Here is a 14,886-nt window from a genome sequence, read left to right as displayed (position 1 = left end):
GACTTGTCGCCGTCCTGTCATCGGCTCATTCTGGCGCCATGATCATCTCCCGAATCGCCTCGCTGATTCTCGCCCTCCTCATCCTTGCCGCCGAGCCGCTTCCGGCCGAGGAAGGTGGCGAGCGGCCGCCCGTGACCATTCTCATCTCGATCGACGGGTTCCGCGCCGATTATCTGCACCGCGGCCTCACGCCGAACCTGTCGCGGCTTGCAGCGGAGGGCGCCCACGGCAGGCTGCGCCCGTCCTTTCCGACCAAGACCTTTCCCAACCATTATGCGATTGTCACCGGCAAGCGGCCCGACACCAATGGCATCGTCGGCAACCGGATGATAGACCCGCGCCGGCCAGACCAGATATTCAGCCTTGGCGATGCAAAGCAGTCGCTCGACCGCTTCTGGTGGGACGAGGCCGAGCCAGCGTGGGTCACGGCCGAAAAGGCAGGCGTTCGCAGCGCAACGATGTTCTGGCCCGGTAGCGAGGTCGACATCCATGGCGCCCGGCCGCTCGACTGGTTTCGCTTCGATCAGAATGTGCGGGACGTTCAGCGCGTGAACACCATACTCGACTGGATGCGGCGACCCGCGGCGGTCCGTCCCGCCTTTGTCACGCTCTATTTCGACATTGTCGACACCGCCGGACATCGTTTCGGTCCTGACAGCGACGAGGTCAATACCGCGATCGCCGATGTCGACGCGCGGATCGGCGAGCTGACGCGGGGGCTCGATGCAATGGGGCAGCCTGCGCGCCTGCTGGTCGTCGCCGATCACGGAATGCGTGCGGTCGACGCCTCGCGAGTAATCCAGCTTGCCGATCTCATCGACCTGCCGAGCATCATCGCGGTCGAAACCGGTCCTTATGCCGCGATCGAGCCCGCAGCGGCGACCGACGAGCGTGTGTTTGCGGCGCTGCTGAAGCCGCATGATCATATGGAGTGCCGCCGCCGCGAAAACCTCCCCGCGCGGCTCCACTACGGTCGCAACCCCCGTGTCGCGGCGATCATCTGCATCGCCGAGCCCGGCTGGTCGATCATTGCGGGCGAGCCCGAATGGCCCATCGCGGGCGGCGCCCATGGCTATGACAATCAGGACCCCGAGATGCTCGCGCTCTTTGTTGCCGCCAACACGGGTCTGAAGGGCGATGTGGGCACCCTCGACAATATCGAGGTCTATCCGCTCCTGATGAAGTTGATCGGTATTGCACCGCTGCCCAGCGACGCAACCGGCGCCCTCGCAAGGCGGATCGAGCGCTAGCGCGCTTGCCTTCAGCGGCCCGGGAGCCCCATAGGACCGCCATGCTCTATTATGAAGATATCGAGGTCGGCGCGATCGAGCGCTTCGGAAGCAAACAGGTCACGCGCGAGGAGGTGATCGACTTTGCGCGTCAGTTCGACCCCCAACCTTTCCACCTCGACGATGCGGCGGCCGCCGCAACGCATTTCGGGCGGCTGTCGACGAGCGGATGGCATACCGCTTCCATGACGATGCGGATGCTGGTCGACCACATGCAGCTTCGCGAGCAGGCGGGCCTCGGCTCGCCCGGGATCGACGAGCTTCGCTGGCTGAAACCCGTCTATCCCGGCGACACTCTTCGCTGCGAAACCGAGGTCCTGAGCAAGCGGCGGTCGCAGAGCCGGCCCGAGATGGGACTGTTCCAGTCGAAACTCACCGTCTTCAACCAGCACGACGAGCCGGTGATGACCATGCGCTCGACCGGACTTATCCGGGTTCGCGAGCCTGCCGCCTCCTAGGCGTTAAAGGTCAGGCTTTACAGGCCCACGCGCCTTCGAAGCTGCGTTCGCCGCCATAGGTGCGCTGAGCGAGAAGCGTCGCTGGCTGACCACCTTCGCCCGGCTTGACCGCGAGCTTCATGCCTGGGCCCGACAGCTCCATGCCCTTTTCGAGCGCCTTGAAGCCGCCCGAGCCCGCCACGCGAAGGACCTTGCCGCCGATCTTGTACGCGCCCGAGGCGAGTTCATCGTCGCCAGTGCTGGCGCGGGCAACGAGCGCCGGACCCGACTGGCCTTTGATGGTGAAGCTGCATTCATGGTCGCCGTCGAGGCGGAGGAGTTCGCCCTTTTCGATCGCGCTCAGTTCGATCGGTTCGCCGCCGCCAGTTTCGGGCAGTTTCGTTTCGTCAACCGCGGTCTTGGATTCGGGGGCTTGGGTGTCGGTCTGGGCCTGGCCCGAACAACCAGCGAGCAACAACAAGGCGCCAAACGACGCCGCAAGAGGGGATTTCATCGACGTTTTTCTCCTTTGGCCTTCGACTTGGCGGGCGACAGCCCGCTAGTTTCGAAGACGAGGAGTCCCGTAACGGCGCAAATCGGGTCGCGCAAGACCACCAAGTCCGGCTTTTCGGGGAGCTGAATTCTCTATTCGGGCGGCCTTGTGTCAGGCGACCGGCCCCACGCGCGGATCGGGCTCGAGCCGGATCAGCGGTGCGTTCCGCCCGGTCAGTTTTGCAAAAAGCCGCGGTATCAGTGCGTTGGCCTGCGCCCAGTTCCAATAGACCTGATAGGCGGGATCAGCGAGCAGGTGCTTCTCCTCGGTTTTGGCGCGCCAGTAGTAAACGCCGCTGACCAGCGCGAGCAGCGCGGTATTGCGTGCGCCCTCGACCCAGCTGCCGCTTGTGACGAGAAATGGGAGCGATCCGACCCACCAGCTCAGGTTCTTCGAAATATAGGCGGGGTGGCGCGTCAGCGCATAGGGGCCGTGGGTGATCACGCCGCGGTGGGTGAGGTTCGAAAAGCGGATTCCGAACGCCATTGTGGCCCAGGCGTAGATGCCGATCAGAACAATGAGCGCGGCGCCCCACACCGCCATCAGCGTATCATGACCCGCGAGCCAATAACCCCAGTCGGCGCCGCCGACCTGATAATCGAGCGGCCCGCCGTTCATCAGGATGAAGGGCGGATAGCAGATGAGCGCGGCAACCCACGCCATGCCGTAGGGGTTGGCCGTGCGGATATGCGCATCGAGAGGCCTAAGCGTCAGGATGTAGCCGACGGTCGCGATGTGGACGTCTACGAGGTAGAGAAGATTGATCGCCCACAGCCCCGTCATATAGGGATTGGCCAGCACCTCGCTCATCTCGACCGAAACGAGTGAGGCGAAATTGCCAGGGACGATCGACAGCATGAAGGCGGTGAAAAAGCCCTTTACCGCCCAGGCGCGGAAATGATGGCCGATCGCGCGGCCCTCGACGCGCGCGCCGGGTGCGACCAGCCAGCGGCCGAAGGCGTAGCAACCATCCCGCGGTTCGACGAGGCGGCGGTCGAGCCACAGCATATAGGGAACCGATACCAGCAGGAGCCAGGGGGCGACCCGTGCGAGGAGCCCCATCGAAAACTCATATTGCCCCGACCAATAGAAGCGCATCGTTGCGTAGCCGAGCGCGATCAGGCCCCAGGTGGTCCAGAGCCCGGCGAGCTTGGTCAGGCTGATATCGAGCGTCTCGCGCCACGGCCGGCGCCGCGACCAGTCGATCCCGGTCGACGGATTGCGATGCACCTTGTCGACGAACAGCGACCAGAGGACCATCGGAAGACCGCAGGCGAGGACGCTCGCGACGGCCGAAACCGGGCCATCCATCCTCCCCCGCCCGGCCCAGTCGACCCCGAGGAAGGCCGCAATTTCGGGGGCATGTCGCGCGATCAGCAGATAGGAGAACAGGCCGATCAGCCCAACGAGGCCGACGCCCGCACTCACCGCGGAACGCGGCCGCAGCTTGCTGTTCGGCGCGCCGGTGTCCGCCGCCGCGATCGCTTCGGAAAGGGGGGGCATTTGCGTCACCCTCTCCGCCTAGCTGCAAATGGTAAGCAAGCCGTCAACGATAACTTTGATCGCCCTTGTTCCTGACTAGAGCCGCGATTCTCCCGAGTCATTTTCGGTAGAAAAACCGCCATTCTGGCAGTGTTTCACGATTCATCGCGTCCCCCTTTCGATTCGGCTTGAGTCGGTGGCCAAAGATTCGCGCTGGACTGACACCGCTGTTAAAGGGCCCTCCATGCCGGGGCGGAGGGCTCCACCAGAATAAAAGACGGGGTCGTTACTTGTCTTCGCTATCGACGGGCCTGCGCCATTGGCGCCAGCGGTTTAATGCGCTGTTTCAGGACCACGAAATTTTCGTTCGAACCCACGGACACGTCCGCTTTTTGCGCGTGAGCGCGGTCTGGCAGAAGCGCGTCGCGCTGATCGCTGGAGCCGTCCTCCTCGTGTGGGCTGGCGCGACGCTGACCGTTTTCATCAACCAGATTCTCACCGCGGGCGAGCGCGCGGAGGTCGCGCGCAAGGAAGCGGCCGCCGCTGCGAGCGAAGCGCGCATTGCCCAATATCGCAATCGGGTCGCCGAAATCGCGGCCGACCTCGACGAGCGCCAGGCACAGCTTGAGGATTGGCAAGAGACCTATTTTGGCGCCGAGCCACTTCCTGCTGACGCGAAGACCGATAAGGCTGGTGCGCCCGGCAAGGATGACCATATGCTGAAAACCAGCGCGCTCGACCCGCGCCTGCCGCCCGAGGCGCAGGTGCTGGCCCAGATCGAGGCGCGGCAGGAAGCCTTTTCGGCGCGCCTGCTCGCTGCGGTCAATGCGCGCGCAAGCAAGGCGGGCGACGCCGTCGCCAAGCTCGGCCTCGACCCCCAATCGCTCGTGAAGAAGGCGAGCACAGGACAGGGCGGTCCCTTCATCCCGTGGCGCGGGCGCATCGGCCGCGCGGGCGCGCTCGGCAAGAGCTTTGCCGCGCTCGAGGGTGCGCTGTTCCGAATGGAGGTGCTCGAACGTACCCTCGTCGCCATTCCCTCGGGCCAACCCGCGCACGTGCTGATGCTTTCTTCGAGTTATGGCTATCGTCACGACCCGTTCACCGGCGCGAGCGCCATGCACGCGGGCCTCGATTTCCCCGGTCCGCTCGGCACGCCGATTCTCGCTGCAGCGCCAGGCAAGGTCGCGTTCGTCGGTCGCCGCTCGGGTTATGGCAATGTCGTCGAAGTCGATCACGGGCAGGGCATTATGACCCGCTACGCGCACCTGTCCGGTTTCGACGCCGCCGTTGGTGCGCGCGTCGGCGCGGGGCAGCAGATCGCCCGAATGGGTTCGACCGGCCGCTCAACCGGCAGCCACCTGCATTTCGAAGTTCGTTTGAACGGCGTCGCGGTCAATCCGCGTCGCTTCCTGGAGGCCAAAGCCGATGTTCTCGAAGTCAAAGCCGATGCCCGACAGCGCGTCGGTGCCCTCGCCCGCGCCCGTGCCGGCACCGCCGCAGCCCGCTAAGATGGCGACCGGAGCCCGTCACACGACCTTCTCGATCATCGGATCGGACGTGGTCATCACCGGCAACGTAGCCGCAAGTGTCGACCTTCACGTCGACGGCAAAATCGAGGGCGATCTCAAATGTGCAAATCTCGTCCAGGGCGAGGCGAGCGAGATCAAGGGCGCAATCATCGCCGAGACCGCCAAGATTGCGGGACTGCTCGACGGGTCGATCGAGGCCAAGACCCTGGTCATCCACGCGAGCGCGCGGATCACGGGCGACGTGGTCTATGAAACGATCACGATCGAGAATGGCGGCAAGGTCGACGGCAAGCTCTCGCACCGCCGCCACGGCGCCGCGCCCGCTGCGGTGAAGGCCCCGCCGCCGCTTGAGGTGGTCGAGAACAAACCGGCCGTGAGCGGAATCTGAAGCGCGCCTTTGGCACGTCCCCCCGCGAGAAATATTGCGTACATTTGTGTGGGGGGCCCTTGCCCGACCAGTGCCCGGACCCCGCCGAGGTCTGGAACGACGTAGACCCGCGAACCGCACTCCGAACCCCCGAACCCCCGAACACCGATTGGTGGGGCAATTCGGGCCGGGCTTTGCAAGCGGGCAGAAGCGCGTGTGCGATTGATCCTGTCATAGCCTAAAAGGCATCGATCCGCCGCGACATCGAACGTTACGGCCAAATCCGGCGGCCGAGGTCTGATTCCAGCCGTCTGCGCGATCACAGTCGATCCATTTTCACCATCAGGCCGGCGTCTGAATTCAAGGCGCACGTCCTTTCCCTATCTCGAATTTTCAAGCGGCGCCCCCAGGACAACGCGCGGGCGTTGACACCATACCAACTAGTCGGTATGTTGACTCGCATGACGACAAACGAGAGCCCTCCGATTCCATCCCGCCAGCCCCCGCGCCGCGCCGTACGCGGTGCGGCTGCCGCCGCCCGCATAGTCCCCTCGGCGGGCGGCGGCGCCCCCTCTCGCGGACGGGCCGCGCGAGGGACCGCACGCGACAAGCTGATCGCCGCAGCGCACCAGATGGTGCGGCGCAAGGGCTATGCCGCCACGACGGTCGACGAGATCTGCGCGGTGGCCGGCGTCACCAAAGGTGCTTTCTTCCACCATTTCGCGTCGAAAGACGCACTGGCGATCGCTGCGGCCGAAGGCTGGACCGAGCGCGCGCGGCCGATGTTCGAATTGCCCCCGCACACAAAGCTCGACGATCCGCTCGACCGGTTGCTTGGCCATATCGATTTCCGCCTCGCCATGCTCGACGGGCCGGTCGAGGATTTCACCTGCTTTGTCGGGACGATGGTGCAGGAAGCCTATGCAACCAATGATGCGATCCGCGCTGCGTGCGAAGCGAGCATTGCCGCCTATTGCGAAGCACTGGCTCCCGACATCGAGGCAGCGATCGCGCGCCACGGCATTTCCCACGGAGTCGGCGCGATGAGCCTCGCGCGCCACGTCCAGGCGGTGCTCCAGGGCGCCTTCATCATGGCGAAGACCACGAACGACCCCGCCATTGCCCGCGATAGCGTCACCCACCTGAAGCGTTACATCCTCATGCTGTTCGGCAGAGGGTGAGAAAAAATGGAATGAGAGAGGATTTTTCGATGACCGCTGCCCCCAAGATGATTTTCGTCAACCTGCCCGTCGCCGAGCTTGAACGGTCGAAGGCCTTCTATACGGCCCTCGGCTTTACCATCGAGCCGCGCTTCTCCGACGACACCGCTGCCGCGATGGTCTGGTCGGAGAGCATCTTCCTCATGATCCTCAGCCATGACAAGTGGAAGAGCTTCACCGATCGACCGATCCCGCCCACGACGTCAAGTGAGGTGTCGCTGGCGCTGGCGATGGACAGCCGCGAGGCGGTCGACGCGATGATCGAAGCCGCGGCGGCGAACGGTGGCACCGCCGACATCAATCCGGTGCAGGATCACGGCTTCATGTATGGCCGCGACCTTTTGGACCCCGATGGCCACGTCTGGGGGCCCTTCTGGATGGATCCCGCCGTCGCAAACGGCGATGGTGCACCGGCTGAAGTCTCCGCCTGATCGCGAAAGCAGGAGCGAGACGATGACCTTGAACAGCCTCCCCTCCCGCCGAGCGCTGATTGCCGGACGCATCCTCAGCGGGCTCGTTGTCGCCTTTCTTCTTCTGGATTGCGGAACCAAGCTGATCGCGCCGCAAGTCGCCATCGATTACAGCCCCCCGGGCCTCGGATGGCGGCTTGACGTCGCGACAATGCGGACGCTGGGGTTGCTGCTTCTGATCCCAACGCTTCTTCATATCTGGCCGCGCACGGCGATGATCGGCGCGATCCTGATCACCGGCTATCTGGGCGGCGCGATCGCCACCCACTTGCGGATCGACAGCCCGCTGGCGAGCCACACGCTGTTCGGCGCCTACCTCGGAATCTTATTGTGGGGCGGGTTGTGGCTGCGGAGCCCTGCGCTGCGCCGGCTGATCCCGGTGCAGACGGCCGCAGACTGACATGGCCAAGGGCCGTCGCGCGCGACTTCGTCAAAGATAAAAGGAGAGACTCATGCCTTTTCGTGCCTCCCCCCTTGCGGCGATGTGCCGCACCGTAGCGCTTGTTCCCGCGCTGCTGCTCGCAACCACCGCCGCGCCCGCCCATGCGCAGCCCGCCCAGGGGAGCGCGCTGGCGGCCACGGCTGTCCCGGTGAAGCCGGGCACTGCCGAGGTCAACGGGGTCAGGCTCCATTATGCGGTACATGGGGATCTCGCCTCCGGTACAGCGCCGCTCCTCATCCTTCACGGGGCTTTCATGTCGGGCGAGGCGATGAAGCCGCTGGTTGATCGCTTCGCCGAGACGCGCCCGGTCATCACCCTCGACGCGCGCGGCCACGGCCGCACCGGCGACGTGGGCGGCCCGATAAGCTATGAGACGATGGCCGACGACGCCGCGGCACTGCTTGCCGAACTGGGGATCGCGCGCGCGGACGTGCTCGGATATTCGATGGGCGGCAGCACCGCGGTCGCGCTCGCGGTCCGCCATCCCGACCGCATCGGCAAGCAAGTGATCCTGTCGGGTACGGCGAGCCTCGACGGCTGGCATCCCGAAGTCCTCTCCGCCATTGCCAAAATGACGCCCGAGGAGCTCGCGGGATCTCCGATGGAGAAGGCCTATCGCGACATGTCCCCGGCCCCCAAGGCCTTTCCGAAGCTTGTCGCGGCAATCAAGGAGCTCGATTCGACACCCTTCGGGTTCAGCGACGAGCAGATCCGCGCGATTCCCGGCAAGACGATGATCATCCTGGGCGATGCCGACGGCGTGACCTTCGACCATGCCATCAAGCTGTTCAAGCTGCGCGGAGGCGGCGACAAGAAGCCCGTGGTCGAAGGCTTCATGACCGAGGCGCCCAAGGCACGGCTCGCGATTCTGCCCGGCACCTCGCACATCGGCCTGATGGCCGAGGCGGCGACAATCGCCGCGATGGTCACCCCATTTCTCGACGACACCACGCCCCCGCTGCCCGCCGTTTTTTTCTGAGCAACGAGAGCCCGCCAAGCCCACGGTCCAGGGAGAGGATCCATGCCCGTAAACCCGAACGCCCCCATCCAGATCACCGCTTTTGACTGGGTTCCCGACTTCGCGCGCGGCTTCGTTCGCGACCTGCGTCCTCGCTGGGCGTGCGAGGAAATGGGGATCGACTATGCCGAGCATCTGATCAGCGCCGTCAACCGCCCACCCGAACATTATCGCGACCAGCCTTGGGGCCAGGTTCCCGTCCTGCGCGACGGCGAAGTGCGCCTGTTCGAAAGCGGCGCGATCCTCCTCCACCTTGCCGAAAAGGACGAAGCGTTGCTTCCGCGCGACCCGCAGGGCCGTGCAACCGTCATCAGCTGGCTCTTCGCGGCCTATAACAGCGTCGAGCCCTTGATGTTCGAACTGTCGAACGTCGACCTGTTCGCCGCGGAAGAGGAATGGGCGAAGCTCCGCCGGCCGGCGTTGATGGAGTTCATCCAGCAGCGCTTCGGCAAGCTGGCCGAGGCGCTGGGCGATCGGCCCTATCTGGCCGGAGATTTCAGCGTCGCCGACATTGCGATGGCGACGGTGCTGCGCGAGGGAATCGCAAGCGGCGCGATCGCCGAACATCGGGCGCTCGAGGCCTATCTGGCGCGCTGCCTCGACCGTCCGGCCTTCGACCGTGCGCTGAAGGCGCAGCTCGCAGCGTTCCGAGAGGAAGCGGGACCAGTGGGGGAATAGAAGAGGCCTCCTTGCAGAAGGAGGAGCGTAACGAACAAAGGAGAGAGACGATGACCTATGTGGAAGGATTTGTCCTTGCCGTGCCCAGTGCCAGCAAGGAGGACTATCGCCAGCACGCCGCCGGCGCGGTGGCGCTGTTCAAGGAGTTCGGCGTGCGCCGCCATGTCGAAACATGGGGCGATGATATTCCCGCAGGCAAGCTCAACGATTTTCGCAGCGCGGTGCAGGCGAAGGAGGGCGAGGAGATCGTCTTCAGCTGGTTCGAATATCCCGACCGCGCGACGCGCGACGCGGCGAATGCCAAGATGATGAGCGATCCCCGGATGCAGGGCATGGGGCAATCCATGCCCTTCGACGGCCAACGGATGATTGTTTCGGGTTTCGACTCGATCGTCGATGAAGGTTTGGGGGGATCGATGGGCTATACCGACGGCTTTCTCGTCGCTGTACCCGACGCCAACAAGGACGCCTATCGTGCGATGGCAGACAAGGCGGCGATCGTCTTTCTCGATCATGGCGCAACGCGCGTGCTCGAATGCTGGGGTGACGATGTCCATGACGGCAAGGTCACCGATTTCAAGCGCGCGGTACACCTCGAGAACGGCGAGACGCCCGTATTCAGCTGGATCGAATGGCCGAGCAGGGAAGCGCGCGTCGCCGGCTGGGAAAAGGTGATGGCGGACGAACGGATGCAGCACGACCCGAACGATCAGACCTTCGACGGCAAGCGCATGATCTATGGGGGTTTCGCGCCGATCCTGGACGCGTGACGGTCTCGGTCCTCGCCGTTGCAAAGCGAGGTCAACCGCGGCCCTGGTGGCAGGAGCAAGCGCAAGGCGCTCCCCCGCCCGCCGTTCGCTCTCCCCGCTGCTTCGCCGCGGCGAGGATGTTAGGAGCATGACGATGGAGCATCTGGCCTTCCCCAATGAGAGCAGCGAATATCGAGAAGCGCGCGCCGCGCTGCTCGATGCCGAGATTGCGCTGCGGCGGCAGATCGAAGCCGTCGCGACGCAGCGGCGGGCGCTCCCGCCCGGTGGTGCGCTGCCAGAGGATTATGCCTTCGAGCAGATCGGCGCACACCAGCGCCCCGAAGCGATCCGGCTCTCCCAGCTGTTCGGCGGGGAGCCAACGATCATCCTCTACAGCTTCATGTTCGGGCCCGAGCGGGACATGCCGTGCCCTGGCTGCACTCATCTGCTCGACGCGATCGACGGCAGCGCGCGGCATGTGGGACAGCGCGTGCCGCTCTATATCGTCGCCAAGTCGCCGATCGCGCGGCTCGAAGCCTGGGCCAGGGAGCGGCGCTGGCGGCACCTTCACTTCCTGTCCGATGGCGAGGGCCGTTATTCGGCCGCCTATTTTGGCGACACGCGGCGGCTGAGTCCCGCGAAACGCGCCGAGCGCGGCATGGGCGAGGGCGAGGATTGGGACGAGACGATATTCAACATCTTCTGCAAGGACGGCGACATCATTCGCCATCATTGGGCGAGTGAAATGGCCTACGCTCCCGAGGACCCCGGCCAGCACCACCGCGCGGGTGACCTTGTGGATCCGCTGTGGGGTCTGCTCGACATGACGCCCGAGGGGCGGGGCAATTTCTTCCCCAGCCTGACCTATTGAACCTGATTCCAAGGCGAGAGACGATGACCAATCCCAAGGGCAGCTTTCTCTGGTACGAGTTGATGACAAGCGATCCCGACGCCGCAGCGCGCTTTTACGGCGCGGTCGTCGGCTGGACGATCGCGCCGAACGCGGGCACCGCAGCGAGTGGCGTGGACTATCGCATGATCGGACGCAGCGACGGCGGCAATGCCGGCGGAGTGCTGGGTTTGAACGCCGACATGCTCGCAGGCGGCGCGCGGCCCGCGTGGATGGGCTATCTCTATACCCCCGATGTCGACGCCACGATTGCGGCGATCACCGCTGACGGCGGCGCGGTGCACATGCCCCCGACCGATCTGCCTGTGGGGCGCATAGCGATGCTGTCCGACCCGCAGGGCGCGCCCTTTTATGTCATGAACCCGATCCCGCCCGCCGGAATGGAGGATGTGGACAGCGACGCCTTTTCGCCGACCGAGGCGCAGCACGTGCGCTGGAACGAGCTCATGACCAGCGACCCCGACGCCGCAATTGCATTCTATCGAAAGCATTTCGGCTGGGGGCAGGAGGGTGCATTCGACATGGGCGAGATGGGCCCATATCGTTTCGTCCAGGTAGGCGAGGTCGCGATTGGCGCCGTCATGGGACTTGTGCCCGGTGCGCCCGCGGCGACGTGGTCCTATTATATCGGCGTCGACGACATCGACCGCGCCGCTGCAGCCATCACGGCGAATGGCGGCACAATTACCAGCGAAGCTGCGGAAATTCCTGGCGGCGAGTTCGCGATGAACGGGCTCGACCCGCAGGGCGCCGCTTTCGGTCTGGTCGGACCACGGCACTGAACCCCATTTACCCCCTCCCTTGAAGAGGAGGGATCGCAAGAGGAGAGAGACACGATGACAACCCCCGCAAACCAGGCGCCGACCGGCGGCCTGACACCGCATCTCACCATCCGCGACAGGCGGGCCGCGGACGCGATCGACTTTTACGCCAGGGCGTTCGGCGCCACCGAGGTAACCCGCGTGCCCGCCGACGATGGCGAGCGACTGATGCACGCGCATGTCCATATCAACGGCGCGTCGCTGATGATGCATGACGATTTTCCCGAATATTCGGGCGGCCCCGCGCCGGAGCCTGCGGGCACGGTGCTGCACCTGCAGGTCGATGACACCGATCGCTGGTATGGTCGCGCGATCGAAGCCGGCGCCACGTCGGTCATGGCCCCCGAGGATATGTTCTGGGGCGATCGCTATGCGCAGGTCCGAGACCCATTCGGACACCTCTGGTCGATCGGCACGCCTTTGAAAGGAGAAGCACAATGAGCCGCAACCCCATGACGCTGTGCCTGTGGTACGAAGGCGATGCCGAAGAAGCGGCCGCCTTTTATGCCGCGACCTTCAGCAACAGCAGCCTGGACGCGGTGCACCTCGCGCCGGTGGACACACCCGGCAACAAGGAGGGCGAGGTGCTGGCGGTCGACTTCACGCTGCTCGGCACGCCGTGCATCGGGATCAACGGTCCACCCATCTTCAAGCATAATGAATCCTTCTCCTTCCAGGTCCACACCGACACGCAGGAGGAAACCGACCGGCTGTGGGATGCAATTGTCGGGAACGGCGGTGAGGAAAGCGCCTGCGGATGGTGCAAGGACAAATGGGGCGTATCGTGGCAGATCACTCCGCGCGCGCTGACCGATGCGACGATGGGCAGTGACAAGGCCGTGGCAAAGCGCGCGTTCGAGGCGATGTTGAAGATGAAGAAGATCGACATCGCCACCATCGAAGCCGCGGTGACCGCCGCGTGACCCGAGTGCAGCGAGGCGCGGCCGTTCGCGCTTGGCTGATCGCGGGAACGCTCGACATCGCCTATGCGGCGGGGCTGACGCTGATGGCCGGGGGCAGTGTCGGGGGGATGCTGCGCGGCGTCGCGAGCGGTCCGTTTCAGAGCGCGAGCGGCTGGGGCCCGGTCGGCGCGGTTGCCGGACTCGGTGTCCATTTCGCGATTATGGCGGCGATGGTCGCGGCGTGGTTCTCCGCTGTCCACCGCTGGCCCGCGCTCGCCGACTTGTCCTGGTGGATTGGGGGCACGCTCTATGGGCTGCTTCTCTACCTGGTGATGAACGCTATCGTGCTGCCGCTCCGCTTCGGATCGCCATTTCCGCCAGAAGATCTCGCAAACGCCGCCTTGCTCCTCCTTCCCCACGTCCTGCTCGTCGGCTGGCCGATCGCCTGGCTTGCACGCAACAAGGAAACTCCTCGATGCTGATCTTCTATGGCCACCCCTTTTCCTCCTACACCTGGAAGGCCCTGATCGCGCTCTACGAGAAGGACATCCCCTTCGATTACCGATCGGTTGACCCTGAGTTTCCGGCGCATATGCCCGAGCTTAAGGCACATTGGCCGGTGGGCCAATTCCCGCTGATCGTGCATGACGGGGTCCCGGTGTTCGAATCGTCGATCATCATCGAATATCTCGAACACCTCGTTCCCGAACCGCGGATGATCCCGGAGGGGTTCGAGGCTGCACTGAGAGTGCGCTTCCTCGACCGCATCTTCGACCTTCATGTGATGAACAAGATGCAGGCGGTGGTTGCCGACGCGCTACGCGGGCCCGAAGCGCATGTTCCCGCGATCCGAACCGAGTGCGAAACGGCGCTGGAGAATGTCTATGGCTGGCTCGACAGGGAACTTGCCGGCGGCGGATGGGCAACACCCTATGGCTTTACTCTCGCCGATTGCGCGGCCGCGCCGTCGCTTTTCTATGCCGACTGGCTGTACAGGATTCCCGAGCATTACGAAAATCTGCGCGGCTATCGGGCGAGGCTTCTCGCATATCCGTCCGTGAAGCGCTGCGTCGACGATGCCCGGCCCTACCGCGCCTATTTCCCGTTCGGGGCGCCCGACCGCGACTGATCATCCGCCCTGTCCCGCAATGCAGTTAATGCGGCGCTGACCGCGCCTGTTTGCCCTTTGCTAGCCGCGCGCGCGAAGGTGGCGGCATGGTTACGCCGGCTGCTCTCACTCGCACGCTCATCGTCGCGGCCTTTGCAGCAATGCTCGCCTTCGCCCCGGCGCAGGCGCGGCCATTTGTCACGGTCACGACGACCGTGACCTGGTCCTATGAGGAGGAGGTCGGGCCCGACGACGAGGAAGGCATCGACCATGCCTATTCGCTGCTCGACGACGGCGCGCTCGCCGCCGAGCCAGATGAAGGCGCTCCGCGGCGCCATGCGCCCGCGGTCTCGACGCCCGGCCCTGCAAAAGCGCGTTTCGGGCCCTTCACGGTGGTCGACGACCAAACCGCGCAGATGGCCGGCGATGTGACCGAGGCGACGCCGCGTCAGTTCGCCGCGATGCTTTCCGCCTTTCCGGGGCTCAAGCAGATCGAAATGATCGATTGTCCCGGGAGCCTCGACGAGGAGGCGAACCTTGCTCTCGCCCGCGCGATCCGCCGCGCGAGGCTGGAGACGGTAGTGCCTGCCGGAGGTTCGGTGCGGTCGGGCGCGGTCGAGTTGTGGCTCGCGGGTGTCCGCCGCCGCGCCGCGGCCAATGCGGAATTCGGGGTGCATAGCTGGGTGGACGAAGATGGACGGCAGGCGAAGGATTACCCTGCGAGCGACCCTGTCCACGCCGAATATGTCACCTACTATCGCGAGATGGGAATGGACGAGGCGAAGGCGCGCGCCTTCTACGCGCTAACCAACAGCACCTCCTTCGACGACGTCCGCTATCTGAGCCCCGGCGACATGGCGCGCTTCGTGGCGCTGGATTGATCCCGCGCAGATCCTCCCTCACCCCGGAAG

At 64.8% G+C, this 14,886-nt stretch carries 19 protein-coding genes; 17 read left to right on the top strand and 2 right to left on the bottom strand.

Translation table 11 applies throughout. The features are described 5' to 3' along the window. Positions 1 to 38: 38 nt before the first annotated feature. A complete protein-coding gene (locus tag LH20_RS00180) occupies positions 39 to 1,250 on the top strand; it encodes a nucleotide pyrophosphatase/phosphodiesterase family protein (RefSeq protein ID WP_053552477.1) in 1,212 nt (403 codons plus the stop codon). Between the two features lie 41 nt (positions 1,251 to 1,291). Beyond that, the gene (locus tag LH20_RS00175) at positions 1,292 to 1,747 is read left to right on the top strand and encodes a MaoC family dehydratase (RefSeq protein ID WP_053552476.1); all 456 of its coding nucleotides are present in this window, start codon (positions 1,292 to 1,294) and stop codon (positions 1,745 to 1,747) included. Between the two features lie 10 nt (positions 1,748 to 1,757). Here the strand turns inward: LH20_RS00175 and LH20_RS00170 are convergent, their stop codons facing one another. Then, positions 1,758 to 2,240, bottom strand: coding sequence for a hypothetical protein (locus tag LH20_RS00170; protein ID WP_053552475.1), 483 nt, complete (start codon positions 2,238 to 2,240; stop codon positions 1,758 to 1,760). A gap of 150 nt (positions 2,241 to 2,390) precedes the next feature. Continuing rightward, positions 2,391 to 3,782, bottom strand: coding sequence for a methyltransferase family protein (locus LH20_RS00165; protein WP_083455216.1), 1,392 nt, complete (start codon positions 3,780 to 3,782; stop codon positions 2,391 to 2,393). 269 nt (positions 3,783 to 4,051) lie between these two features. Between LH20_RS00165 and LH20_RS00160 the strand changes: the two genes are divergently transcribed. From LH20_RS00160 to LH20_RS00090, 15 genes are all read left to right on the top strand, one after another. Then, complete coding sequence (locus tag LH20_RS00160; protein ID WP_053552474.1) at positions 4,052 to 5,269, top strand: M23 family metallopeptidase; 1,218 nt, start codon at positions 4,052 to 4,054, stop codon at positions 5,267 to 5,269. 1 nt (position 5,270) lies between these two features. Next, entirely contained in the window at positions 5,271 to 5,678 is a 408-nt protein-coding gene (locus LH20_RS00155; RefSeq protein ID WP_144423632.1) for a bactofilin family protein, read from the top strand. 440 nt (positions 5,679 to 6,118) lie between these two features. Beyond that, positions 6,119 to 6,838 carry a TetR/AcrR family transcriptional regulator gene (locus LH20_RS00150; protein ID WP_083455533.1) on the top strand — a complete coding sequence of 240 codons (720 nt, stop codon included), beginning with the start codon at positions 6,119 to 6,121 and terminating at the stop codon, positions 6,836 to 6,838. Between the two features lie 29 nt (positions 6,839 to 6,867). After that, the gene (locus LH20_RS00145; protein WP_200905410.1) at positions 6,868 to 7,308 is read left to right on the top strand and encodes a VOC family protein; all 441 of its coding nucleotides are present in this window, start codon (positions 6,868 to 6,870) and stop codon (positions 7,306 to 7,308) included. A gap of 22 nt (positions 7,309 to 7,330) precedes the next feature. Continuing rightward, on the top strand, positions 7,331 to 7,747 hold the full coding sequence (locus LH20_RS00140; RefSeq protein WP_144423470.1) for a DoxX family protein: 417 nt from the start codon (positions 7,331 to 7,333) through the stop codon (positions 7,745 to 7,747). Positions 7,748 to 7,799: 52 nt separating this feature from the next. After that, the gene (locus LH20_RS00135; RefSeq protein ID WP_053552472.1) at positions 7,800 to 8,768 is read left to right on the top strand and encodes an alpha/beta fold hydrolase; all 969 of its coding nucleotides are present in this window, start codon (positions 7,800 to 7,802) and stop codon (positions 8,766 to 8,768) included. A gap of 42 nt (positions 8,769 to 8,810) precedes the next feature. Then, on the top strand, positions 8,811 to 9,485 hold the full coding sequence (locus LH20_RS00130) for a glutathione S-transferase family protein (protein WP_053552471.1): 675 nt from the start codon (positions 8,811 to 8,813) through the stop codon (positions 9,483 to 9,485). A 50-nt stretch (positions 9,486 to 9,535) separates the two neighbouring features. Further along, positions 9,536 to 10,255, top strand: a complete 720-nt coding sequence (locus tag LH20_RS24310; protein ID WP_053552470.1) for a DUF1428 domain-containing protein — start codon at positions 9,536 to 9,538, stop codon at positions 10,253 to 10,255. 127 nt (positions 10,256 to 10,382) lie between these two features. Next, entirely contained in the window at positions 10,383 to 11,105 is a 723-nt protein-coding gene (locus LH20_RS00120) for a DUF899 family protein (protein WP_200905409.1), read from the top strand. Positions 11,106 to 11,128: 23 nt separating this feature from the next. Continuing rightward, positions 11,129 to 11,926 (top strand): VOC family protein, encoded by a 798-nt coding sequence (locus tag LH20_RS00115; protein ID WP_053552468.1) that lies wholly within the window; start codon positions 11,129 to 11,131, stop codon positions 11,924 to 11,926. A gap of 54 nt (positions 11,927 to 11,980) precedes the next feature. Beyond that, entirely contained in the window at positions 11,981 to 12,406 is a 426-nt protein-coding gene (locus LH20_RS00110; RefSeq protein WP_053552467.1) for a VOC family protein, read from the top strand. Beyond that, the gene (locus LH20_RS00105) at positions 12,403 to 12,888 is read left to right on the top strand and encodes a VOC family protein (protein ID WP_053552466.1); all 486 of its coding nucleotides are present in this window, start codon (positions 12,403 to 12,405) and stop codon (positions 12,886 to 12,888) included. The genes LH20_RS00110 and LH20_RS00105 overlap by 4 nt, the downstream gene beginning before the upstream one ends. Further along, on the top strand, positions 12,885 to 13,349 hold the full coding sequence (locus LH20_RS00100) for a hypothetical protein (protein ID WP_235527058.1): 465 nt from the start codon (positions 12,885 to 12,887) through the stop codon (positions 13,347 to 13,349). The genes LH20_RS00105 and LH20_RS00100 overlap by 4 nt, the downstream gene beginning before the upstream one ends. Further along, positions 13,343 to 13,996, top strand: coding sequence for a glutathione S-transferase family protein (locus tag LH20_RS00095; RefSeq protein ID WP_053552464.1), 654 nt, complete (start codon positions 13,343 to 13,345; stop codon positions 13,994 to 13,996). The genes LH20_RS00100 and LH20_RS00095 overlap by 7 nt, the downstream gene beginning before the upstream one ends. Positions 13,997 to 14,082: 86 nt before the next feature. Further along, the gene (locus LH20_RS00090) at positions 14,083 to 14,856 is read left to right on the top strand and encodes an alpha/beta hydrolase (RefSeq protein ID WP_053552463.1); all 774 of its coding nucleotides are present in this window, start codon (positions 14,083 to 14,085) and stop codon (positions 14,854 to 14,856) included. The last annotated feature ends 30 nt before the right edge of the window (positions 14,857 to 14,886 follow it).

The sequence above is a fragment of the Sphingopyxis sp. 113P3 genome, assembly GCF_001278035.1.
Taxonomy (GTDB): Bacteria; Pseudomonadota; Alphaproteobacteria; order Sphingomonadales; family Sphingomonadaceae; genus Sphingopyxis.
Note: the sequence above shows the minus strand (reverse complement) of the source record. Positions and strands in the feature narration are given on the sequence as shown.